Origin of the sequence: Sphingobacterium sp. UME9 (assembly GCF_014170215.1) — a bacterium.
In the GTDB taxonomy this organism is placed as follows: Bacteria; Bacteroidota; Bacteroidia; order Sphingobacteriales; family Sphingobacteriaceae; genus Sphingobacterium; species Sphingobacterium paramultivorum.
The window spans coordinates 349,395-374,564 of record NZ_LZZP01000013.1; the positions used below are offsets into that span (position 1 = coordinate 349,395).

At 40.0% G+C, this 25,170-nt stretch carries 19 protein-coding genes and 1 tRNA gene; 7 read left to right on the plus strand and 13 right to left on the minus strand.

Annotation, left to right across the window (positions count from 1 at the left end; translation table 11 throughout):
* Nucleotides 1-47 precede the first annotated feature (47 nt).
* Entirely contained in the window at nt 48-1,037 is a 990-nt protein-coding gene (locus A9970_RS20565; protein WP_182983502.1) for a GlxA family transcriptional regulator, read from the minus strand.
* A 135-nt stretch (nt 1,038-1,172) separates the two neighbouring features.
* On the opposite strand from A9970_RS20565, the gene A9970_RS20570 reads away from it, so the two are divergent.
* The 7 genes from A9970_RS20570 (at nt 1,173) to A9970_RS20600 (ending at nt 8,815) form a co-directional block, all read left to right on the plus strand.
* Complete coding sequence (locus A9970_RS20570) at nt 1,173-1,595, plus strand: SRPBCC family protein (protein ID WP_182983503.1); 423 nt, start codon at nt 1,173-1,175, stop codon at nt 1,593-1,595.
* A 62-nt stretch (nt 1,596-1,657) separates the two neighbouring features.
* Entirely contained in the window at nt 1,658-2,080 is a 423-nt protein-coding gene (locus A9970_RS20575) for a DoxX family protein (protein WP_145330114.1), read from the plus strand.
* A 120-nt stretch (nt 2,081-2,200) separates the two neighbouring features.
* On the plus strand, nt 2,201-2,650 hold the full coding sequence (locus tag A9970_RS20580) for an SRPBCC family protein (protein ID WP_182983504.1): 450 nt from the start codon (nt 2,201-2,203) through the stop codon (nt 2,648-2,650).
* 9 nt (nt 2,651-2,659) lie between these two features.
* Nucleotides 2,660-3,061 (plus strand): glyoxalase/bleomycin resistance/extradiol dioxygenase family protein, encoded by a 402-nt coding sequence (locus tag A9970_RS20585; protein WP_182983505.1) that lies wholly within the window; start codon nt 2,660-2,662, stop codon nt 3,059-3,061.
* Nucleotides 3,062-3,127: 66 nt separating this feature from the next.
* A complete protein-coding gene (locus A9970_RS20590) occupies nt 3,128-4,096 on the plus strand; it encodes a dimethylarginine dimethylaminohydrolase family protein (RefSeq protein ID WP_182983506.1) in 969 nt (322 codons plus the stop codon).
* A 197-nt stretch (nt 4,097-4,293) separates the two neighbouring features.
* Nucleotides 4,294-5,178: an ABC transporter ATP-binding protein gene (locus tag A9970_RS20595; RefSeq protein WP_182983507.1), complete on the plus strand. Its 885-nt coding sequence runs from the start codon at nt 4,294-4,296 to the stop codon at nt 5,176-5,178.
* A complete protein-coding gene (locus tag A9970_RS20600) occupies nt 5,171-8,815 on the plus strand; it encodes a M1 family aminopeptidase (protein ID WP_182983508.1) in 3,645 nt (1,214 codons plus the stop codon). The genes A9970_RS20595 and A9970_RS20600 overlap by 8 nt, the downstream gene beginning before the upstream one ends.
* A 178-nt stretch (nt 8,816-8,993) precedes the next feature.
* Here A9970_RS20600 and A9970_RS20605 read toward each other — a convergent pair whose 3' ends face one another.
* The 12 genes from A9970_RS20605 to A9970_RS20660 all read right to left on the minus strand — a co-directional run bounded on the left by A9970_RS20605 (nt 8,994) and on the right by A9970_RS20660 (nt 25,140).
* Nucleotides 8,994-10,133 carry a cytochrome-c peroxidase gene (locus tag A9970_RS20605; RefSeq protein ID WP_182983509.1) on the minus strand — a complete coding sequence of 380 codons (1,140 nt, stop codon included), beginning with the start codon at nt 10,131-10,133 and terminating at the stop codon, nt 8,994-8,996.
* A 7-nt stretch (nt 10,134-10,140) separates the two neighbouring features.
* Nucleotides 10,141-10,794 carry a hypothetical protein gene (locus tag A9970_RS20610; protein ID WP_182983510.1) on the minus strand — a complete coding sequence of 218 codons (654 nt, stop codon included), beginning with the start codon at nt 10,792-10,794 and terminating at the stop codon, nt 10,141-10,143.
* A gap of 34 nt (nt 10,795-10,828) precedes the next feature.
* Nucleotides 10,829-12,208 (minus strand): RagB/SusD family nutrient uptake outer membrane protein, encoded by a 1,380-nt coding sequence (locus A9970_RS20615; protein WP_182983511.1) that lies wholly within the window; start codon nt 12,206-12,208, stop codon nt 10,829-10,831.
* Between the two features lie 19 nt (nt 12,209-12,227).
* Nucleotides 12,228-15,437, minus strand: coding sequence for a SusC/RagA family TonB-linked outer membrane protein (locus tag A9970_RS20620; protein ID WP_182983512.1), 3,210 nt, complete (start codon nt 15,435-15,437; stop codon nt 12,228-12,230).
* A 25-nt stretch (nt 15,438-15,462) separates the two neighbouring features.
* Nucleotides 15,463-16,479, minus strand: a complete 1,017-nt coding sequence (locus tag A9970_RS20625) for a FecR family protein (protein ID WP_182983513.1) — start codon at nt 16,477-16,479, stop codon at nt 15,463-15,465.
* A gap of 49 nt (nt 16,480-16,528) precedes the next feature.
* Complete coding sequence (locus A9970_RS20630) at nt 16,529-17,047, minus strand: RNA polymerase sigma factor (protein ID WP_182983514.1); 519 nt, start codon at nt 17,045-17,047, stop codon at nt 16,529-16,531.
* 220 nt (nt 17,048-17,267) lie between these two features.
* Nucleotides 17,268-17,367, minus strand: a tRNA-OTHER gene (locus A9970_RS20635).
* A 64-nt stretch (nt 17,368-17,431) separates the two neighbouring features.
* Nucleotides 17,432-17,941: a hypothetical protein gene (locus A9970_RS20640; protein ID WP_182983515.1), complete on the minus strand. Its 510-nt coding sequence runs from the start codon at nt 17,939-17,941 to the stop codon at nt 17,432-17,434.
* Nucleotides 17,942-17,970: 29 nt separating this feature from the next.
* Nucleotides 17,971-21,234, minus strand: a complete 3,264-nt coding sequence (locus A9970_RS20645) for a DEAD/DEAH box helicase (RefSeq protein ID WP_182983516.1) — start codon at nt 21,232-21,234, stop codon at nt 17,971-17,973.
* Between the two features lie 32 nt (nt 21,235-21,266).
* Nucleotides 21,267-23,624 (minus strand): S8 family peptidase, encoded by a 2,358-nt coding sequence (locus A9970_RS20650; RefSeq protein WP_182983517.1) that lies wholly within the window; start codon nt 23,622-23,624, stop codon nt 21,267-21,269.
* 2 nt (nt 23,625-23,626) lie between these two features.
* Entirely contained in the window at nt 23,627-24,715 is a 1,089-nt protein-coding gene (locus A9970_RS20655) for an AAA family ATPase (RefSeq protein ID WP_182983518.1), read from the minus strand.
* 209 nt (nt 24,716-24,924) lie between these two features.
* Complete coding sequence (locus A9970_RS20660; protein WP_182983519.1) at nt 24,925-25,140, minus strand: hypothetical protein; 216 nt, start codon at nt 25,138-25,140, stop codon at nt 24,925-24,927.
* Between the last annotated feature and the right edge of the window lie 30 nt (nt 25,141-25,170).

Sequence of the window (25,170 nt, forward strand, 5' to 3'; positions counted from 1 at the left end):
GCAATGATAAAGCCACTCTGAGGAGTGGCTTTATTGTTTATCACAGCTTATTGCTCAATGGCGACATCAGCAGTCACTTTGGCAAATTTGTTTCGATAATCTATTGGTGTAAGGCCTGTAATTTTTCGAAAAATATCCCGAAAGGCTTTTGTATCGGTATAGCCTACATCAAACATCACCTCGGAAACGTTTTTTCGTGATGCTTCGAAGAATTTTTTTGCAGCTTCGATGCGTACGCGTTGCAGGTATTCGACAGGCGTGTTGTTGGTTGCTTCTTTGAATCTCCGTTCAAATGTTCGCCGCCCAATATTGACATGATTGGCCAGTTCTTCGACTGTAATTTTCTCCTCGTACTTCTTCTCGATATAGTCTTGAGCTTGTTGGATATCCAGATCAGCATGATTACGCTGACCTCTGAATATGGCGAATTGCGATTGATTATCCCGGCTGATATCCAGCGCAAAATATTTGGCTATGAGTACGGCTGTTTCCCTGTCGGAATACTTTTCCACTAAATAGAGGATCAGATTCCATAAACTGCTCGCGCCACCACTGCTGTAGATATTTTCATGTTCAGTGATCACGGCGCCATCCTCAATTTCAATGTGGGGGTATTTTTCCTTGAACTCTTCAATATGTGCCCAGTGTGTCGAACATTTTTTTCCATTTAAAAGACCTGTCTCAGCGAGCAGGAAAGCACCCACGCATAGACTGGCAAGACTAGCCCCTTTGTGGTACAGTTTTGTGAAATAAGGGATCGCTTCGGCATTATCACGTATTCCTTTTTCTATGTTGCCAAAAATAGGCGGTATGATAAGCAGATCTGTTTTCTGAACGTCCTGTAGTAGCCGGTTTGTCTTGATGGTGTACTCCCCACTATTGGCCGGAACGTAAGTCGTTAAACCTACATATTCGATTTCAAAAATAGGCTGTTTTCCAAAGGCCGTTAGAAATTCATTGGCCGTATGAAAGGTTCTGAACGCAGGGGTAATACCTTCGATAGTGCCGTATTCGGGAACAAAAACAGAGATTTGCATATCATTTTTGGTTTATGATATAAAGGTACAAATAGTTTTTGTCGTAATCTACCCCTAAAGTTGTCGTCTTTGCAACAGCCGCAATGTTGTGATCCTTTGCATCTTTGTTATATCAATATAAACAATAGAAAAACAATGGAAAGACAGACAAAAATTACAGTTGAAGCAACGATTAATGCTCCTGTAGAAAAAGTATGGAAATTATGGAACAGTCCGACGGATATTATGCGATGGAACTCGGCAGACCCGAGTTGGCACTGCCCAAGCAGTGAAAATGATCTTCGCGTGGATGGTACTTTTAAAAATAGAATGGAGGCAAAAGATGGAAGCTTCGGATTTGACTTCGAAGGAACCTACCATACGGTAAATTTATACAAGGAAATTGCGTATACCATGGCTGATGGAAGAACTGTAAATACGCTTTTTTCAGAAGTGGAAGGAAAAACCAGTGTGATTACAGTTTTTGATGCGGAACAGGAAAATGATCCTGAATTCCAAAAATCGGGCTGGCAGGCTATCCTAAATAACTTCGTAAACTATGTAGAATCTGCGAATTAGTAATTCTTGGGTTCAGGGCTGATCATCAATGAAATTATACATTTATACAAACGACTTATACAATGAAAAAGAACAAGATTGCTTTTTGGATAGCAACGGTATTTATAGTTCTCTGGGAAGGACTGATGCCACTTGGAACACTGTTATTTGCGCCGCAATATATCAATGCAGGTACAAAACCATTGGGGTATCCCGACTATTTTGCCTATGCTTTAATTATCTGTAAGCTGTTGGGCGTTATCGCAATTGCAGTACCGCAGGTTCCGACCAAATTAAAAGAATGGGCCTATGCTGGATTGACATTCAATTTAATATTTGCTTTTATTAGTCATGCATGTGTTGACAAAAATGCAGCATTTATGGTGATGCCCATTTTAGTATTGGGGATACTTGCTGTTTCTTATTTCTATCAGGCCAAGATTACTCGTTTAAGCAACAAAGAGACAGCTGGTACAGGAGCATATCATCAGACTTCAGTAGTGTAGCAAGTTTACCGGATTGTATTGGACTGAAAGAATGTACTGAAAGAATGTACTGAAAGAATGTACTGATAGCGAGTAAAACAAAAAATAAGCAATGGTTATTCACTTATAAACAATATAGATATGAAAACGAATCATGTTTCATTACATCGAATTATTCAGGCAAGTCCTGAAAAGGTATTCCGTGCTTTCGCAGATCCGATAGCACATGCCACCTGGCTACCTCCCTATGGTTTTGTCTGTACAGTACAGCAAATGGATTTTAAGGTAGGCGGAACTTTCAAAATGACTTTCATTAATTTTAGTACCGGTCATAGCCATTCTTTTGGTGGTGAGTACCTTGAGATTGAGCAAGATACCTTTATCAAGTACGTGGATCGATTTGATGATCCCAATTTACCGGGTGAAATGATTACGACTGTTTCCTTGCGTAAAGTGATCTGTGGTACAGAACTTAAGATTGAACAGACTGGAATTCCTGAGGTTATTCCTGCCGAGATGTGCTACCTTGGATGGCAAGAATCGTTGGAAAAAATGAGAAAACTTGTAGAGCCTGAAATACCGGATGCATAGCCAATTGATATGATGTTAGTTCAACAAATGGAACGCTTGCAAAGCGGAATTTTCATTACATTCTCAGGAAATTGTAGAGCGGCACTTACATTTTATCAGACCTGTTTTGGGGGAACGTTACATTTTGATATGTTCGACGAACCCTTGCAGGGCTATGCTGAAATACCTGTAGTGAGTGCCACTCTTATTTCCGGGCGTATCGCAATTTACGGCTCTGATTTGGTGCACAACGAGGGGCGGAGAGTGGGAAACTACGTCGCTGTGTTTTTGCCCTGTCGGGATATTTCCGAGCGTGGGGAATTGATTGAAAGACTTACATCCCAACAAAAAAGAAGAATAGATTTTGATAAGCAGCAGAAATTTATTGAAGTAACTGATTTGTTCAATGTGCGCTGGGTTCTAGGAATTTAGATTCCGCTTTCCTATACATTTGCTTTTTTTGATAAAAAAAAGCAAATTGGACTTAAAATCAGTGCTATGATCTTTGTAGAAAATGAGTTTGCCCCTTTAAAGAAAGTTATTCTTACGGTTTCTGAATTTGGCTTTCCGGAAATGATGAAGGTTGAAGATCTTCGGTTTTTATCTTCCACTGCGCTGGAGGGTGACGATGCCAATGCAGGAAAAGATTTTGGAGAAGTGCATCCCGAATTGCAAAAGGCATGGGAACAAGAGCGCCATAATTTTGCTTTGCTGTTGGAGAAATATGGGGTTGAAGTGTTGCGGCCACGTAACCTAACAACACTTGAAAAAGTGTCCGGAGGAGAACACGGGTATTCTAATTTCTTTGTCCGAGACCCATTTTTCACCATCGGAAATGCCGTTATTGAGGGGTCAATCCGTTTTATGCAGCGCCGCAATGAAATATGGCCTATTCGCGATCTGTTGGAACGTGAAGTTTATCACAGTGACTGCCTTTATGTGGCCGCGCCAAGACCTGCCATGGCGGCGGAGGAGGAGTTGGGATTATGGCATGGCCCTTTTATAGAAGGAGGCGACATCCTGGTATACGGTAAACATATTTTTGTCGGCAACTCTGGGCTTTCCTCAAACAGCCTTGGGATTAAGTGGCTCGCTAAACTATTACAGCCTTATGGTTATCAGGTTGAAGAAGTGAAACTTCATCCCAATATACTTCATTTGGACTGTGCACTAGGACTGATCCGCGAAGGATTGATGATCGTTTGTGAGGAAGCGCTACCCTATGGGATACCCCAAAAACTGAAAACATGGGACAAAATTGTGGTCAATTTGAATGAGGCGAGCTTGCTAGCAACGAATGGTCTACCTATTAATCCGACAGTCTATGTGACAGATCCTGTGTTTGGCTATATTGGAGATAAGCTCTCCGCTTGTGGTGTCCATGTTGAATACGTTGATTTCCAGATCAGCCGTAGCTTTGGCGGATCCTTTCGATGTAGTACACAGCCATTATTGCGAAGTTTTTAGTAGATCTTTTAATGCTATCTGAGCCGCCTGGAGACTCATCTTTTTAGGGTATTTGTCCAAAAGCAAAAACAGTTTTTTTGCCTGCAGATGTGTCTATTGGAAGCCTTTCATTTTCGTTTGTTTTTAACTTTTACTATATTGATGTAACATATCATTGTTTTGGTATACTAACATATTATTAACAGTTAAAATAAATTATGAATTTATCCATAGAAACCCTTAGTAAGACCTATTCTAATGGGGTGAAAGCTTTAGACAGTGTAAACTTAGAAATTAAGCCTGGGATGTTTGGCTTGTTGGGACCCAATGGAGCAGGTAAGTCTTCTTTAATGCGGACAATTGCGACACTTCAGAAACCCGACAGTGGCCGTATTACTTTTGGTGATATTGATGTACTCAAAAATCAGCTCGATTTGCGGAAAGTTTTGGGTTATTTGCCACAGGAATTTGGTGTTTATCCCAATCTCTCTGCATCAGATCTGCTGCAATATTTTGCAAAGCTTAAAGGAATTAAATCGAAAGCCGATCGGGATGCCATTATCAATCGTGTTCTTGAGGTAACCAATCTTTGGGACGTGCGCAATAAAAGCGTAAGTGGTTACTCGGGCGGGATGAAGCAACGTTTTGGTATTGCGCAATTGTTGCTGAATGATCCCAAGTTAATCATTGTAGATGAACCGACTGCAGGGCTTGACCCCGCGGAAAGACATCGCTTTTTGAACGTTCTACGGGAGATAGGTACAGATCATACCGTCATTTTTTCTACACATATTGTGGATGATGTGCGTGAACTGTGTCATGAGTTGGCCATTCTGAATGGGGGAAAGATTCTTTTGAGAGGCACTCCTAAAGAATCCATCGATCAATTGGATGGTAAGATCTGGGTACGTATCATCAGTCGGGATCAACTGGATGAGTATACACAAAAATATAACGTTATTTCAACCAATTACAATCAGGACAACACACTCAATATTCGGGTATACAGCGATGTGCGTCCCGATGAATCATTTGTGAACGCTCAAGGCCAATTGGAGGATGTCTATTTTGTAGCGCTAAAAAATGATCAACGCCATGTTTAAAGCCATCTTCCATTTTGAGTTTGCGCGTTGGTTTAAGAGTTCTGCCGTCTACATCTATATGGCACTCTTCTTTGCGCTTTCGCTGTTTATTATGTTGTCTTCGCTCGGCATCTTTGACGGTATAACGGCAACGACCTCATCCAACACCATTATGAATTCTCCATGGGCGATTAATGGTATGGTTAATGGCATGTCGACTATTATCTATTTTTTGATACCGTCCATTGTTGGAGCCTGCGTCTACCGGGATTTTCAATACCAGGTGCATACGATACTTTTCAGTTACCCTTTCTCAAAAACGGACTATCTACTCGGTAAATTCTTTGGATCAGTAGCTGTTGTATTGGTTATTGTATTTGCTTCAACCTTGGGGATTATCGTCGCACAATTTGTACCAGGCATCAATCAATCCTTATTGGGGCCAATTCATGTTTGGGCGTATTTACAGACCTATCTTGTACAGGTTATCCCGAATCTCCTTATTTTTAGTGCAATTATCTTTGTGCTGGTAACATTGACACGAAACGTATACGTTGGTTTTGTCGCGGTGTTGATCCTTATTATTCTTCAGGTGCTGGTTCAGAATCTGGCGAACAATATGGACAATCGTTTTGTGGGGGCATTGATAGATCCTTTTGGGGATAGTGCCATCTCATACTATACCCAATACTGGTCTCCAGATGAGAAGAATGTCAATAATCTTCCCTTTACCGGAGCTGTTATTTATAACCGGTTAATATGGCTCGCTGTCGCAGCCTTATTCATTGGCGGGTTTTATATGTTGTTTTCTTTTTCACAACATTCGATTTCCTTTAAATCATCGAAAAAAGGAGCCCGTTTAACCAAAAATAACTTTGATAGTATCTTCAAAATCAATCTACCTAAAGTAAACTATGATTTTTCGACCTTTCATTATTTGAAAACAACATGGACAATGGCGCGATACGACTATCGCTATATCGTCAAAAATCCGGTGTTTTTAATATTGAGTTTAGTAGGGGTATTGTTTATTATCTTGATGGCAAGCACCATTGGCTCGATATTCGGAACGTCGACTTATCCGGTGACCTGGAAAATGCTGATGATCCCGGGGACTACATTTAAGTTTTTCCTGCTGATCCTGACGTTTCTTTTTACAGGACTTCTTGTCCACCGCGGAAGCATTACGCGGATGGGGGGATTGTTAGATACAACAGCGACGCCCAACTGGGCTTTTATGGGATCGAAGATTATCGCAATCCTTTTGATGCAATTGACTTTGCTAGCCGTTGTGATTGCGACCTGCATGGGCTTCCAGGTGTACCATCACTATTATAATTTTGAAATTGGACAATATGTGATGCATCTGATGGTGTATAGTATGCTGTCAAATTTGGTTTGGCTGTTTATTTCACTTTTTGTACATACGCTTTTCAAAAATTACCTGGCTGGATTTTTTGTGTTATTGACCCTCTTTATTGGATTACCATTTTTATCCATGGTCGGTGTAGAACAGGAGATCTATCAGTTTAACCAGGGGCCAGATCTGGATTACTCGGATATGGATGGATTCGGCTATGTTCTTCCGTTTTTAACGTATCGGGTTTATTGGCTGCTTTTTGCGGTGTTTTTTGCTGTCATCGCCCTGCTGTTATGGCGAAGAGGTGGTTTTTCGGGAGTTCGGGAGCGATGGAGTATTTTTAAGGCGAATTTAGGGCCGGTAACAACGGCAATGCTCATTTTTGCCTTTGTGGGCTTTATTGGCATCGGTGCTGCAATATATTACGAAAACCACATTAAAAATCCATATTATACCAGTTTAGATCATGAAAAACAGGCTGTAGAATGGGAAAAAAAATATAAGAAATACCAGTACAGGCCGCAGCCCCGTGTCGTGGATATTAAGTTTAATCTGGATATTTTTCCCGATACGCGAAGTTTTAAAGCGCATGCGGACTATGTATTAAAAAACAAGACCAATACACCTATTGATTCTATTTTTGTCAATTACAATAATTACGATTATACATTTTCTTTAAGTGTACCAAATAAATTGATCTCTGCCGACGATAAATATAATTTCAATATTTATAAACTGGACAAGCCTATGGCTCCGGGCGATTCTATTGTGTTGAAATTTAGTACTGTTAGTCCGGCCAATACCTGGATAAATGAAAAATCGCCTGTGAAGGGCAATGGTACATTTATCAACAATATGCTGTTTCCGAATATAGGCTATCTTGACCGGGGCGAGTTGGTAGATAATGATGTCCGCAAAAAGTATGGACTTCCGTATCGCGATAGGATGGCTCCGCAGACTGACAAAAGGGCTCTGCAGAATAACTATATATCCAACGATGCCGATTGGATCCGTTTTGAAGCTACAGTAAGTACGGCCAAGAATCAGTTGGCTATTGCTCCGGGCTATCTCACAAAACAATGGGAAAAAGATGGTCGTAAGTACTATCAATATAAAATGGATTCGGAAATCCTGAACTTTTTTGCTTTTAATTCGGCCGAATATGAAGTCAAAAAAGATAAGTGGAACGGGGTTAATTTGGAGATTTATTACCATAAAGGGCATACCTATAACCTCGATCGGATGATGGCTTCCAGTAAGGCTTCTTTGGCTTACTATACGAAAGAATACAGTGCTTACCCGCATCGACAATTGCGTATTATTGAATTTCCGCGCACAGCGGGAACTTTCGCGCAGTCCTTTGCAAATACAATTCCTTTTTCCGAAGCGATCGGTTTTATTGCTGATGTCAATGAGAAGAAAGAAGATGCGGTCGATTATCCCTACGCGGTAACAGCCCATGAGATTGCACATCAGTGGTGGGCACATCAAGTGGTAGGAGCCAATGTGCAAGGGGCTACATTGATGTCCGAAAGTATGTCTGAATATTCATCGCTCAAGGTTTTGGAAAAAAGATATGGCAAAGGGCAGATGCGTAAGTTTCTCAAAGATGCGCTCGATGGCTATTTGCAAGGACGAAGTGCAGAAAAACTAGGTGAAAAGCCGTTGATGTATAATGAAAATCAAATGTACATCCATTACCAAAAGGGATCCCTGGTGCTTTATGCCTTGAGCGATTATCTGGGCGAGGATCTTTTTAACAGGACAGCCCAATCTTATTTACAACGTACAGCGTTTCAAAACCCACCGTATACAACTTCATCAGAGTTTGTGGATAGTTTTAGACAGGCGACACCTGACTCATTACGTTACCTGATTAAAGATATGTTTGAAACGATCACTCTGTATAACAATAAAATAGAAAAAGTAAGTTCAAAGAAACTTAAGGATGGTAAATACCAGGTTGATATCCAATTTGAAGTGTCCAAGTACCGCGTAGATGGCAATGGGAAAAAGAGCTACAATGACGAAGGTGGACAGCCGCTGTCCTTTAAGAAATCAGATCGTGTGACTCTGAAATCATTACCATTGACAGACTATATCGAGGTAGGTGTTTTCTCGGATAAGAAAAGCAAAGACGGTAATAAACGTCAGGAGCTTTATCTAAAAAAGCATAAAATCGATCGAATCAACAATACGATAACGCTGATTGTTGATCAAAAACCCGAACAGGTAGGTATAGATCCTTACAATAAACTGATCGATATTGAATCGGACGATAATCGAAAGGAAATATAAGGAGAGCCCGGTAAGAAAAATCCCCATCATGCGATGGGGATTTTTTATGGCTTTGTGCTGCCTTCGTTTTTTACGCTGTTCATTTAAAGCGATAAGCACATGTTATTTTAAGAAGACTAGGTTGACACCTTATTTATCTTCGTATTAATGCTGGATTTCTCTTTTTATTTATTTTGGTTTAATCGGGCAATTTTGGCATCGCTATACGCTGTTGTGTACTGCTACTGATAGCCCCTAGAAATTTAAGTACAGCATTAATTTCTTCATTTGTGAGGTTCAGCTTTTTCAGCTTCGCCGAATGAATGGGTTTGGTTTTAGGATCTATCGTAACGCTCCGCTGTATGGGTTCAGGATTACCTAGATTATAAAGTTGTACGACGTCCAGTAATGTTGGAAAATTACCATGGTGCATCCAAGGTCCTGTAAGGGTGATTTCCCGTAAAGAGGGCGTTCGAAATGCACCTATATCTTCCTGCTTGCCACTGATATGGTAATGTCCAAAGTCCTGCTGCCTGGTACCATATAATGTTTGACCATCATTATGGAACTGATTATCTGAAAATAACGGTGTATTGTGGCAGTTGATGCAGCGTGCTTTAGTCCGAAAAAGATGAAGCCCCCAGACCTCGTCATCCGTCATGGCATCTTTATTTCCTTTAATAAAGCGGTCAAATTTGCTGTTGTAGCTACGAATGCCGCGCTCAAAAGTTGCAATAGCCTGTTGAATACGCGAGATACTGATCGTACTGTCTCCAAAGGCTGATTTGAACAAAGGCCTGTAACCGGCTATTGCCTGAATATGACGTACAGCTACTTCCGGAGCGGTGTTCATCTCAACGCTATCGGTCAATGGGAATAATACCTGGGCTTCCAGGGAGGGAGATCGTCCATCCCAAAAGAAAGTATGGTAGTATCCAACATTATACAAGGTCATTGCATTTCGCTTTCCTACCCGTCGATAGTGCCCATTTGCTAAGCTTTTGCCGTCGCCCCAGCCCAGTTGCGGATCGTGGCAGCTTGCGCAGGCCAGCTGTTTGGTCGCTGAAAGTCTGGGATCGAAAAACAATAATTTTCCCAGCGCTGACTTTTCCTTGGAAAAGGGATTGTCCAAAGGGTATTCTACATCGGGCAGTGAGCCGATATCCACAAAATTTGTTTTTACATCATCATCTAGGTGGGGAGTCGGCCATTGCCTGCTGTCGCCGGAAGCATACAATCTGCGCCATAGCGCAATATCAGGAATATCCTGATCCTGCACAAAAGCCAGCAAGATCAGGACGACTCCCAATAAACCAAATACAAGTACTCTTCGTATCATTCGTTGTTTATAGTTCTAACGCTTTGGTACTCAATTTGTATTTACGGGTTACCTTATTTGCTCCTCCGATCGCAGACTCGTTAAAATTCACTTCCAAGTCGATTACACCTTCATTTAGATCATAGGTTCCCGAGCCACTGATACCAACCTCAAAGAACTCCATATCTTTCCGTTCTTTTGCGGATTCGGTTTTCTTATAGATTTTTACCTGTTGTTCTTTTACAGTCACTTTACCAATTTTATTATTATTCTCATCTGGTAGAAATTGCAATACCTGATCGACATTTATACCCGCCGTTTTGATATTTGTTGAGCCGATTTTATCGCTGTAAAGCGTGACCATCTGGAAAAGGTTTACCCCGCTATCTGTCACAAAAGGATTGGTAAAGCCCATATAGGTTGGGTCTGTTGAAGATACCGTTGGGTAGTGGGATCGGATACGTTTGCCCCATGTTTGTGTGACATCATCGAAGCGATAGATATAGAGTTCGAAATAAGCATCTGTACTGGTAAATGCAGCTACGGCATTATTATCTGGTTTAGGGACATACTCGGGCTCAGGAGTCACGGTACTGTCCTTGCTACAGGACATGGTAAAAAATAAGATGCTGAAAATAGTGACGAGCTTGGATAACTTAAGGATTGCTTTTAAACTGTTCATGTGTTGTTTTATTAATTTGTGTTTTATTGAGTGATTAATAGCCGGGATTCTGTCTCATCAGTGAATTGGAGAGTACAGACTGTTGTGGAATAGGCAGTACCATATGATCATTTGGATAAGTGACATTACAGTTTGCACCAGTACAGTCATTGCGCATAACGGATTGACCTCTACGCATCAGATCCAGGTATAAGAAGCCTTCAAGACAGAGCTCACGACGACGTTCGTCAAGGATCTCCTTGATCAGCAGGTCTTTTGTGTTGAAAAGATAAGCGCCGAGCTGCGGATTCCCGCGTAGTCTGATGACATTTAGGTCTGAAATAGCTTCATTAGCATAGTCAAGTTCAGCTGCCGCTTCGGCATGAATCAAATATATTTCGGAAAGACGGATCAACTTGACGCTTGTTACTGCAGTTTGTATAGTTGGATATTTAAATATTCCGCCCTGAGCACGCACATCATTTTGCCCATACAAATGGAGTAGATCCTGACTTGGTCCAAACTGATAGTAGGAGTTGCCTGAATCATTGACATAATAACTACCGATTGAGTTACTGGAATAATTGCTCGGCACAGCCAATTCGAATATAGATTCTTTGGTGTTGGCCTGTTTCCAACTGTCGATATACTCAGCATTGGTATATAGCGAATAGTTCGCTTTGAGCAGTTCGGCACTTAGCTGGTAAGCTTTTTCCCAGTCGTTGCGATTTAATGCTAATCGGGCTTGGAGTGCTTTACTTGCCTGTAAGCTCATATATATTTTGGCATTGCCTTCAAATACAGCTTTGCTATTGGCAAATAAAGAATCAGCGAGGGACAAATCAGCCTGTATAAATTGATATACATCTGCCACTGTGGAGCGTGCAATCTGTGCCTCATTGGGTACAATTGTCGTTTTGGCCAATATGATGCCCGGATGTGAAGCATCTTCGGTGTAACGATAAGGCTGCGCATATAACTGCACAAGATCGAAATGAACCAATGCCCGCAGACCATAGGCCTGGGCCATTACGTTATTACGTTCGAGTTCACTGACATTCTGCATCGCTGGGACACGCTTTATGATATTATTGATCGCATTGAGTAGCGTATACTGATAGCTGTATAGACTGTTCATCGAGCCATTTTCGGCATCTGTCTCAAAGGAATAAACATCCGAAAGTGTCGTTTTGCTCGCTACGGTAAACGTTAAGTTTCCGCCAAGCAGGTCTGGGTAAACCATACGCAAGCCATTGTAATAAGTTGACTGAAATAGGTCTTCGTAAACTCCCGCCAAAGCCGATTTAGCACCCTGCATATCTGAAAAAAGCAGGTCGACCGATACTTTGTTTTCCGGTTCTTTATCTAAAAATTTTGAACAGCCCGTTGTGCCTAAAGTGACAAGAAAAGCAATACTTAGCGTCTTTATGTTCATAGCTCAAATTATTAAAGGATTAAAGTGTGGTGCGTAGGCCAATCGAAAAATTACGTGTCTCGGGATAGACAAACCTATACTCGCGGATACCGTTTCTGCCAGCGGGGCTTTTGTCTTTGAACCAGTAAAGTACATTTGTAACATTGAAGCTCAAAGCTGTCTGCCCTATGCCGATGCGCTTGGTCAATCGATCTGCCAGGCGATAGCTTAAGGATACGTTGCTCAGCTTGAGATAAGTCATGCTGTACAAATAGCGGGAGGAATTGTTGAGTGGTGAGCTTGAATTAAGTTTGGGGATTGCAGTGATATCGCCCGCATTCTGCCAACGATCCAGTAGGTTGACTGACATATTGGAGTTTGCCAGATTATTGCCATCCCGTAAGTAGGTTGTCGATGCAAACTTGTTGCCACCAAGGTTATACTGTATATTGAAGGTGAACTGAAAACCCTTCCAGCCCAGATTGTTGATGATACTTCCTTGAAAATCAGGCATCGAATTGCCTAGTAATTGGTAAGCGTTCTGACCCATTGCCCGTATTTCAGTCCGATTTAACAGCTCTCCATCAGGGGTATAGAATTGTTCCACTCCGGTGCTTGGATCTACACCGCCCCATTTGATACCCCAGAGCGAAGTTGAACTGTATCCCACACGCTGACCTATACCTACATTATCGGAGGAGTTTGCTGCATATTGTTCAATGAGTGGATTATTAAAGGAGGTCACCTTATTTCTATTCCAACCACCGATAAGGGTACTGTTCCAGGTTACCTTAGACTGTTTAAGCCATTGATAGGCAATGCTTAAATCGAGCCCTTGATTGTACATATTGCCCGAATTGACTGGCATTTTGCCATATCCTGTTTCTAATGGCACACTGATGTCTGTAATGAGATTGCGGATATTATTCCGGTAAAGGTCCAATACAAGACGTAATCTATTGAAGGCATTCAAGTCAAAACCGAAGTTGAATTTGATATTCGTTTCCCAACCTAGATCTGTATTTTCGGCAGCGGAAGAAGAGGGAGTTGCACTCATTTGTCCACCATAGGTCACGTTGTTTAATTCATAAAGCCCTCTGGAAGCATATGATCCGATCCGCGAATTCCCTGTGGTTCCGAAGCTGGCTCGAAGACGTAAGAAATCAATTGCTGCAACGGGTTGCATGAATTTTTCGTTGCTGATATTCCAGCCTAATCCAAGCGCTCCATTGAGTGCGACCTGTTTGTCACCACCAAACATGGACGACTGATCTGCACGGCCACTCAGAGAAGCATAAAATCGCTTGTCATAGTCGTAATTCATTTGTACATAGTTGGATACTGTCGCATCCGAGATTTTAGAGGAAGACGACTGTGTCGAACTTGCGAGGCCGAGTGAGATGACCCTATCGTAAGTAAAGCCGGTACCTTGGCCCACTAATAATTTGCTGTATTGATCTTTTAGTTCTATCCCCGCAATACCAACAAAACGATGCCCGTTTAGCCATTTTGGGCTATAGGTTAGCTGTAACATGGAGGTCCAGTTGTACGTCGTGCGATCGTTGATGCGGAGGCGCCCATCTTTGGCTGTGGAAGCACCGGCTATGCCTGAAAGAAAAGTTTCCTGCTTGGATTGCAGCATATTCCCGCCGATAGCTCCGCGCAGGCTTAAAAAGGGTAACAGTGCATATTGCAGTTCAATCCGTGCAGTCCCTGTAAAAGCCAAGGCTTTATCTGTATTTTCAGCCAGCGCTGCGACAGGATTCACGAGCCCTAAGAAGGTACTGTAAGTTCCGTCTTCCTTGTAGGGATTTATATTGGGAGGCATGTAAGCAGCGTTTGCAAATTGGTCGAGCCCCTCACGCTGCATCAGTGTCGGCGATATAGTCGTGGTCATTTGCAGTTTATCACTAAACTGATTGTAATAACGCATGGAGCTTGTGTATTGCTTCAGCCCATTTCCCGGACTGGCATTTTGTTGATTGCGGTAGCCCATAGAGAGGTAATACGTATCGTTACCTTTTCCGCCCGAAAGTGATAGATTTACATTATCATAGCGTGCATTGCGTGAAGTCAGTCCAAACCAATCTGTATCAATGGTATTGCTACCCGCCAGACGCGTTGCTTCGCTCTCGGTTTTACCCGTATTGATATGGAACTCCCGTAGTAGCTCATAGTATTGCGGCCCGGAGAGCAATTTCATCCGATTGATAAATGTGGATACACCGGTATTATATGACGCTGTCAACTGCGGCTTGCCGCTCCGCCCAGACTTGGTGGTGATTAAAATCACACCGTTTGCTGCATTAGCACCATAGATTGCGGTTGCGGCAGCATCCTTAAGTACCGAAATGGATTCAATATCTAACGGATTGATTCCTGCAATTGGGTTCAGCAATGTTTCGCCATTAAAAAGCGAACTGGCGTCGCCAATCTCCTGTTCTTGGACAACGACACCATCCACCACGTACAAAGGCTGCGATGAGGTTGATCGTCCAGTATTGCTTGTCAGGTTTGTCAATGTTCCCTGTCCTCGGATATGGAGCTTAACGGATGTGCCCAAGGAAGTGCTGGGTTCGACATATAATCCCGGTACCAATCCTTCCAACATCTTATCGACACTCTCTATAGGGCGATCGGCCTGTAAATCCTTTGCGCTGACGGTATAGACACTTCCGATCATCTCTTCGCGCAGTTTAGGCGCTTCGTAGGTACTGCTAACAAATACTTCTTCAAGCTGTTGATCTAAAGGTGACAGATTGATCTGCTGTACAGCGGTATCCACCTTGAAGTCGTAATTCTGATAACCTAAGTAACGTACGCCTATTCCCTCGCCGCGATTTTCGGCTGCTGTCAGTATGCGATATCGCCCTAAACTATCGGTGAAATAGGTTTTGTTTTCTTTGCGTAGCATAATAGTCGCACCGGCCATAGGCAAGCCTGTTTTGGCATCTTTCACTACACCTCTTAATTGTATGGGTTTTGGCGCCTTGCTGACGGCTATCAGATTTGAATGCTTAATCCGCTGAAAGCGCAACTGAAGCGTTGAAGCAAGTCTCGACAAATACGTATCAATATTCTCTTTCGCTGTGGGAAGTGGAACGTGTCGCTGCAGTCCGATGGATGCATCGTAGGAAAAATGTACAGCATGTTGCTGCGTCAGTAATTGAAAAGCAGTTTCCAAACTCCCTTGGTTGGAAGCATTTTGAGCTGAAACAGCGCCAGCGAATAATAGAAAAAAAGTATTCAATAAACAGGTTCGTCTTACTGTTTTTTTAATAAAGCACATAGGTATCTGTTGCTATTTTTTTTAATGACAATTCTTTTGAAAAACAAATCGCGGCGAGTGCGGTCTCAACAGGCAGCTTCTCAAAATGCCCGCTATACCGCCATCGTGCATTTGGTTTGCTGAGAGAGATGTGGACACCATAATATTGCTCCATTTTTCGCGCGACTTCAGCAAAAGAAGCATTTTGAAAATGCAAAATACCTTCTGCAAAATTATTGATCTCTGTTGGCGTAAATTTATCGAGATGGATCTCCTGATTTGTGACATACCCCTGTTGTCCCGGACTGAGTAGGGCTTGTTTGTTGTTTAAGTGGTTGGTTAGTTTAATTTTTCCAGAAAACAAACTGACTCTGGTATTTTTAGTGTCAGCTTGTTCGACCAAAAACTGTGTTCCCAATACTGTTACCAAGGTATTGCCTGTTTTTACAGCAAATGTGCGATCAGGCTTTTTTGCAATGTTAAAGCGTGCATCGCCATCTAGTAGGACATACATTGTATCCTTACGGAAATGTTTGGGGTATTTTAGTGTGCTACCACCCATCAACGTAATCTGGCTGCCATCAGTTAGATTGACTTTAACCATTTTGCCATTTTGGGCGACTACACTGAGCCATTGTTCAGCGGAAACTGTATTTACAGCTAAAGTACGCTGAGGTGAGTCTTTGTAGAAAAACTGACGGAATGTAAATGTTCCTATGAGCAGGATTGATGCTGCGGCGATCCAGCGCCACCTCGTTGTCAGTCTTCGAGTTTTTGTAGGCACTTTGCTTTCGAGTGTCGCAAATAGTTTGTCTTTTTCAACTTGATATTCCGTTTCGGTGATATGCATTTTTAGTGTATCGAGCATCTTTCGCGCATCTGCAACAAGATCCAATTTATCCGGATTTTCTGCGATCCATGTATCCCAAAAATGAATTTCCTGTTTATTTGCGGTTCCATTATGATAAGACACAAAACTTTCGTCACTGAGCAAATCAACGCTGTCGTTATAAATTTTTTTCATGTATATATGAAGGTAGAGGGAGCAATTCCGTTTTTTTACCGGATTATTTTTATTTTTTTTCTTTTAAAATCTTAACAGATTCATATACAATGTTATAGATTGTACGCTGACTATTGCCTGTTTTGGAAGCGATCTGTTCATAAGACATATTTTGAAAAAACCTAAGGTCAATCACCTGTCTTTGTTTAGGTGTGAGGGATTCCAATGCTTTTGATAGACGCGCAGTGGTTTCGTTTACGGTTTCCTGTTGTATGAGTAAAGCTTCATGTGAAGGTGTATTATCATTGGGCTGATAATTTCCCGAATTTAATTTTTCATTCAATACGCGATGGTCATTCAGTACACGGCGTAGCCATGTCATTAAATAAGACTTGATATTATCAACATCGGGTAGTCGGTCACGTTTTTCCCATAGTTCTAAGAAAAGATGTTGTATACCGTCTTTTACGGATTCGCGCGAATACCCCAACATAACGCCATAAGCGAAAAGCTCTCGATATACTAAGTCATATAAGGATTCAAAAGCTTCAGAAGAACCTTTTAATGTAGCTGTCCAATGTTGTTTCATGGTAAGAATGGCGCAAATCTACATTTTTATTTAGAATAATTACAAATAAGATTCTCGTTTGTGTTTTTTTGAATAAATCTTTCGTGTGGTTACTTTTTTAATTGCTACATTATGCTCAAAAAAGAGAAGGGATTCCCTAGGTCAATTCCCTTAATAAATATGGATGTCTAAGAACCAAAAAAGTCGCTTTTCTATATAGAAAAGCGACTTTTTTGTTCTGTGCTCCCACCTGGGCTCGAACCAGGGACCAAAAGATTATGAGTCTGATGGTCATATATCTTGGAAATGGTTGAAAAATGCCATTTCTGCTTTACAGAAGCAATATATGAACAATTTTTGGAATCGCAAAATTTTCCACTGTTACGTATTTGTTACGGTTTTTTACTAATGATAATCATTTTTATAAACATCAAAACAAATAGGATCGTTTGCAATACTACAGAGCATTACTCTGGAATATTCTTTTGCAGGCAGATAAGATATTCCGGCCGAAAATCGATAATTATAGGGTTCCATAACCAAACCGGATAACTTTTGCCTATCACCAAATCTTAAGTAGTCAAGTTTTGCTTCAATTGCAAGAATGTTTGAATTATTATCTAATCGATGGTGAACGATAATATCCGGTCTAATCGATATCATCATACCGTGTCCTACTTCGAGAAATTTTGGTCCCTCATCTAGATTTTTATTATATTCTAAATCAATCTCCAAATTAGCTGGAAACTCATCGAGAAAAACACTTGGATAACATAATTCTAGAAATCTCGCTAATCTATGGTTTATACACTCCTCTTTCACTCTTCTTTCGAGTAAGATATGGTCCACAAGCATTAGTGCTCTCAAAGAATCTCCAATCCAGTTTCTGACATTATTGATGTTATATTCGTTCATGATGTTAGCTCAATTTAATGATAATATTTTTATTTTAATCGAGGTTCTGTTGACGAACCAATAATTGTCAAACTGATTAAACCTTTACTTTTCAAATAGGAACTCACAACACCTAATAAAGTGAGCTGTTCAATAGATGGTGAGATACTTGACAATCCTGGTTGGACAATAAACATTTCAAACTCTACTGGATAAGATTTCCTTGCAAGCTCTTTCAAAAAGCTGATTTTATCTTTGTCACCAAATTCTATTCGAGAGCATGTTTTCCCACCACTCTTTTTAATCTCCCTACGAAGCATATGTTCAAAGAACTCTTTAGAATCTTTAAACTTCCAGTTGATCGACTTCATCGCCTGACCACATACTTCATAAAGATCGTCGATTCTCCTGCTAACAATACCTGCTTTAGCATATTTCAAGTGGTATAGTTGAATATTGATATATTCATCAAACTGTTTGATGGCAATTACATCTGCTATTTCACCACTATAATCGTCATCATAGATAATATCATAGTCACCAGCTTTTAAAGCTTGGATAATCTTAAATTGAATTGAGTCTAGGACTTTTGGTTCGACTTGTTGTGATTCAGAGCTTAAATTGACTCCTGTCCAATCCCAGCCTAATATTTGTTCTTGGGGATATAAGGGTATGAGCTGTTTTAACTCCACAAAGCTGTTGCCATTTAATGAAGAGCCATCAACGAACCACCAAGTCACAGGATTTTCATAAAGAAAATGTTCGAATGACACTTGTTTCCTTCCCTTATTCACGCGAATGTCGTGGGTAGATCCTACTTGCTCAAACTTGTAATCGTCATAACGTGCATTATTAAAAAGTTCTTGTTTGAATGTAATGACTTCTGCAGGAGTAACTAATTCGAACAATAAGGTCTCGGATTCCGTGGGGTTGACAACTCTAAGCTCAACATTATAGAACTCGTATGGTTTACCATTAACCGTAACTGTAATTCTGGTTTCGGGTTCAAGATATACAGACTCATCCCACTCCACGGCAAATGGAGTAATTAACGGACGCATGGAAACAGAGTTAGGAATAAGGGTTTCTTTTAAGATAGTATTAGGATCAATATCTGTTCTAACTAATTTATTACCAATATGGGTACACCATTCTGTAAATTGATGAATATCTCCTTTTGCATGAGACCAAACCCGACCTTTATAAGAGCAACCAATAGAAACTTTCTGACCACTTTCAAAACCACTTCCGAATACAAAAGCTTTTTCAGCCCCTTCTTTATCTGCCTGATCCAAAGCTTTTTCAATATCAAAACCAGTATGCATACTAAATGAGCGATTCTTCCCTAGAAATTCTTTTAGCCCGACATTTTGTAAGCGAACACGGTCAATTCCATAAAATGTTTTGAAAATGTTGATTTTATTAACGATTTCAGCTTGATCCCCAATTATTGCTTCGGCTAGGTCTTTGTAAACACCGACATTTTCACTAGAATTTATAAATAGTAAATTGTTACGTGTATCCCAATGCACGACATAGAGCGTCCAGTTTATATCGTAAATATCTTTTGAATAACCCCAGTCGATACTGTTCTTTTTGCCAGTAATTACGATTAACGTCTTTTTATCACGATTTATCGAATGGAACAGATAATCTAAATCCTCAACATTTGGTATTCCTGCTTGAAAGTTACTTGGGAACCAAGTATCAGTGTGATTTTTGTAAACTACTGCGCTTAAAGCAGGTCTAAGACTCTGAAAAGGAATCTTGCTTTGATCAACGTCGACAAATCCATTCAAATATTCGGAAAAATCTACTTCTTTATTAATACTGTTGATACTGACACGTGGTAGTAGAGTATTCCAATCTGCACCTAAGGCGTAAAATTCTTCCAGTTCTTTCGGCACATCTGAATCTTTGAGATTAACAACAATACTGGCATTTCCTAATTTTTCGTCGTACTTGGTCCTCGTAAATCTACCCGCCAATTGAACGGTAATTGGTAAACTTTGGCGGATGTCATGAAATGCAGCAATCTTCAAATTAGGCAAATCAAAACCCTCGCCTAACATATCCACACAAACTATGATTTTCGCCTCTTTACTTAAGATTTTTCTTGTGGTTTCTTTTCTTTCCTCAACTGGACGTCCTCGGTGAATAACCACAGGATTTAGGTCAGTATGCTTTTTATAAATCTCGAAAACATGATCAGCTCGAGTCTGCTTATTACATCGAGCCATTAAGATGTGATCGTAATCCTTTAAATCTTTTCGTAGTTGGTCAACGGCAGCATCGGCAATAGCAGCGTCGGATTTTGAATTATCCCATTCGTTGACTTGAATTAATGATATTTTTTTAAAGTAGCCATCTTCTTGAGCCTTTTTCAAAGAATAATTGAAAATAAATTGACCATCTAAACTTTGACCGTCATTTCGGAATGGCGTAGCTGTAAATTGTATTACTTTCTCTTTATCACACATCCTCCGAAAGGACAACCAAGTCGGCGCTTTTACGTGATGAGCTTCGTCAATAAATATCTTAGTCACCATATTGGCTAACGTTCTCTGCATTTCGAGTCTACCAGCAGCAATCAGATCCATGGTGCTTACTATAACATTACACTTGGTTATGAAATCAGTTAATTCTTGCTCTGTTTTAAAATTTTCGTTTAAAATGCCAACAATTGGCTTTTTTGCAGTGACTCCAACGATTCCAAATTCGGGATTTTGTAGATGTCCGAGTGTTAGGAACTTGTTTGATATTTGTTCTCTTAAAGGGTCGCTCGGGACGATAACCAATAGTCGCCTAATTTTCTCTGCAATTAGAAGGGAAAGCATCGTTTCAGTTTTACCTGTACCAGTCGGCATAATTACGGTGCCTATTTCTCCGCCTACTCGCCAGTGTGACAAAACGTTAAAAATTGCTGCAATTTGTGGCTTTCTTAACCCCCGCTTTTCTTGTTCCTGATCTTCTTCAATAAATGAAAAAGTATTAGTCCAGCTATCAGTAACCGGGTTTGCATCAAATTCCTCGTCAAGACCTGGGAATTTCAACCATTTTAAATTGATGTCATAGAGATTTTGATGGTTTGGCTGCTTATCTGAAACTAATATATACTTATAACTCGGCGGCACTGATTTGCCTTTACCTACCACACAATAACGTTGTTCGTCAGCAGTTACAACAAGAAAACCGTTACCCAGCTCCAAGCTTGAAGGTTTTATAATAGCTTCCGCAAACAGAAACTGTTTAAGTAAATTTTTCCCAAATTTTACCTCTTTAATGAGTTCAGGTAATATTAATAGTTTCTTCATCCAATAAAGATTTTATATCCGAATGCAACGGGTCATCCATTGGAACCCCGACCTGAACCATATCTTATATCGACGGTGTTACGCAGTTTTATATTTTGATGTACGAAATTGTTTGTATCTAATAGTCTTGATACATTATCGTAAACTTGTGTGCTATTCCGTTTGTCTTTAATAGTTACAACCATGCAGAATTCTTGACTTAAGATTGTACCATCTATAGCTGCGCGAGATTCAATAAATGACCCGTATAAACCTTCAAGTCGCAAATACCATCTTTTAGGCGCTGTAAGTGCATTAAGCGAATTCGTCTCTGTTAATTCGTCCAAATTAATTGAGTATTTTTTGACAGGATGGTATTTCTTCCCATAGTTTCTCAACAATCGTTCTCCAGCAAATGGGCTTAACGAATTTTTTAGATGTTTTTTGCTATATAATGCTGGATTAAGCAAGTTCATTGCACCGTCTGTACCGTACTCATTCAAAATATGACGCTTTTGAATATCTCGGACTTTTACCTTATCGTATGTTCCAAAAGAAACGTCAATGTTAGATTGACAATATTCAGTAGCATTATTATTGTCGACAATTGGGGAAGAAACCAGAGTTAGAGTGATTTCCCCGTAAAAACGTCCGTGTTCAATCATATTTGTAGGAAACGGAAAATCTAAAATTTCGTAATAACTTCCTTTAACAACGCTATCCTGTAAGATTAAAGTTATCTCGCTTGGTGAATTATAAATTATTTCGTCTACATCAGCAGGAAGACCATAGCCCATATATTTAATCTTTTCTTCCAGACCTAACGTTACGTTGTCTGGATATTTAGCTGAATGGATTATTAAGGCTTTTAATAATAGTGGGTTAAAATTGTCTTCGATCTTAAAATTTAAACCACCAGCTAGGGTTGTTATTCTTGGAGTCGAAAAACTTGTGCCTACATCGCTAACAGTAGCACCGCCTATAGAAAATGAACGTACTCCAGATACGGATATTTTTCCAGAGGTATTTTTACCAGCGTTTCCGCCGTAGTGAATTATATCAGGCTTTATTAATGTATTTGGTCCGAATCCAATTCTACTGAATGGTGATGGCCAATTTATTTCCGCGATGTCATTTATTCCTTTTTTATGAGCAATACTCCCCACAACTAAAGACCTGACGGAGTCTGCTGACTTAGGAATCCTTTGAACCCCCGCCGGAATTAGAAAGTTTTTGCAATTACCAGCTGATTTGCAAATAAGAATGTCATTTGTTAGCTGAATATCATCGAGGAATTTTCCAAAATCTGAAAAATCATTCAGGTCACATTCTGATTTTAACCCTAATGATAAGTTCCATATTTTTATGTCTGGGCGGCTATTTATAGCTTCTCGGATATTTTCTATCAGCTGATCTTCGTCTATTGTTTCCATCTGAAGATCTGGAAATACGGCTGCACTAAACAATTTGCATCCTCCAAATCCAGTCCATTTATGCCCCTCCAATTCATCACCATATACAATTACTCCTGCAACAAAAGTTCCATGGGATTTATCTAGGAAACTTTCTGGATAGGACGTAAAACTCTCGTCCAACAACCAAGGTTTTAAATGTGGAATGTCTGCTATTCCCGAATCTAAAACACCTATGATAGGGTAATCTATATTCTCAATTGGCTCCTTGATAGGAATATCATAATCCTCGAGCGCATAATCTAATCCAACTTCAACTTTGGGCATCGGAACTATCGAGTATACCGCCTCAAAATCTTCGATATTAGAAAATTGGTCGGTTGTTACTTTTTCAAGCTTAAATATCGTTAAGTCCTCCGCATATCTAGTTTTTTTATATTGAATGTTGGCTTCGGACAGTTTATTTATAAAGATTGATTCCGCGACTGAATTTAAACTATAATCGTTGTAATTTATTAACCTAACTTTCAAAACCCCCAATTTCTCCTCTATTGCTGGACTGAAAACGCCAAGATCTTCAATAGCAGAAAGACCATATGCATTTTTATCTATAGAGTTTACATTTTTACTTATTTCATCCAAGTCTTTTACATTGTCAACCTTTACCATTAGATCACAATCGTCGGACATCCCAATAAAGTTATACTTATGATTGACATTAAATAATTTTCCAACTTGTGTGCGGTGAGATTTTGCTATTGCGACATCCCGCAAGCTGACTTTAAGCACCGCAGGAAGATAATTGTCCTTTTTAACCCTCGTTTCCAATATTTTTTTTACCGTATTCAGCGAGGACTGGAATTCGTCAACTTTAACTAAAAGTTCTTGGCGCGTCATAACCCAGCGAGGGAGTTCGTCGCTGGACATGCCTTCTGTTCTTCTGTCATCAACGTTATCTCTTTTCTTAAAGAGTTTAATTGGTAGGTTTTTATCTTCCATGGTTAGTATTTTAATGCGTTTCTAACTTGTCTGATTGATATCTTGCAAAGTTCTTTAATGCTAGTTTGAGAGACTCCTTGAGATGTCAAAAAATTAATTAGTTGTTCTTGGTTGTAAGAACCGTGATGTTGAAACAAAAATATTTCAAGAACTAAATCTTCAAATGACACGACAGACTTAGACTCTATAATATTTTTGGCGATAGCATTTTGTGCAATAGATTTTATATTGGCAGGTGACAAGCTATCTAATGCTGCGACTATTTTGTCCATTTTTCTGGAATCGGCTGTAAAGTCAGTAGGATGTTTAGAAAAATAATGCTGTATAAGATCATGAATTTCTTCTTTGCCTGGGAGCCCTACTTCAATAATGCTGTTAAATCTTCTCCAAATGGCTTTATCTAAAAGCTCATGATGATTAGTGGCCGCAAGTAGTATATTGTTTTGAGTAAATTCGTCAATGTTTTGAAGTAAGCTGTTTATAACTCGCTTTAATTCCCCTAGCTCGTGATGATCGTCCCTTGCCTTTGCGATTGCGTCAAATTCATCAAGAAATAATATACAAGGCTGTCTGCTTGCAAATTCAAAAACTTTCCTTATATTCTTTGACGTGTTTCCTAATAATGATGACACTAAAGAGTCCAATCTTGCAACAACCAATGGTAGATTGAGGGTTTTCGAGATATATTTTGCGATAGTTGTCTTTCCGCAACCCGGAGGGCCATAAAGCAATAAAGAAGAGTTTACTTCTAAGCCAGCAGACCTTAAATGATCTTTATTAATATTGATTTTTATAAATTGAGAGATAGCATTTTCCAATTGTTCGGGCATTACGACTTTTATATTCTCCTCATCAGGCAGTATAAAGTCGACTATATTCATCCTTGTTTCTTGATCAACTGGTGTATTAACTAATTGATCCATATAAACCGCCTGTGCTTTTGTATTGTTTAAAATCTTAATGATCTTTTCTGCCAATTTAGGTTCTCCGCTTTTTCCCAAATTTTCAGCAAGAAGCTTGGCGTAACTGCTTACTTTTCTGGAATCTTTCGCTAAACCACCCTCTATTATCTTAATTATCTCTGTGTACATAAATAATGTTTTGCGTTACAAATATAACGATTATTGTTATATTTTTCACAAAACGCGTATTTTTTTAATAAAAACCGTAATATTTATATAATGCACACCGTTAATGGTGATGAACTGGTTCTTAGTCGTTTCTGAAAACTTAATGTTTGACCCACGACAAAAACCCCTGACCCAATTAAGGATCAGGGGTTTCGGTGGGCTGGTTCGGATTAGCCCATATTTGTAAAGGATTGATAGAACGTTTCAAATGGCATTTTTGGTTTATGTGTTCGGCTACACGAACGGATACCGAATAATTTTTCAAAACGGCTCAATGAAAAAATATTGATCTTAATACGGTACTTCTTTTTGTTGTAATAAAACTCTCCTTGGTCATTGGCCAGACTAAACCTTGCGTTTTTAAAGAGTTGCCACTTTTCAATCACCTACACGTCCACTTATTCCTGCATCGAATA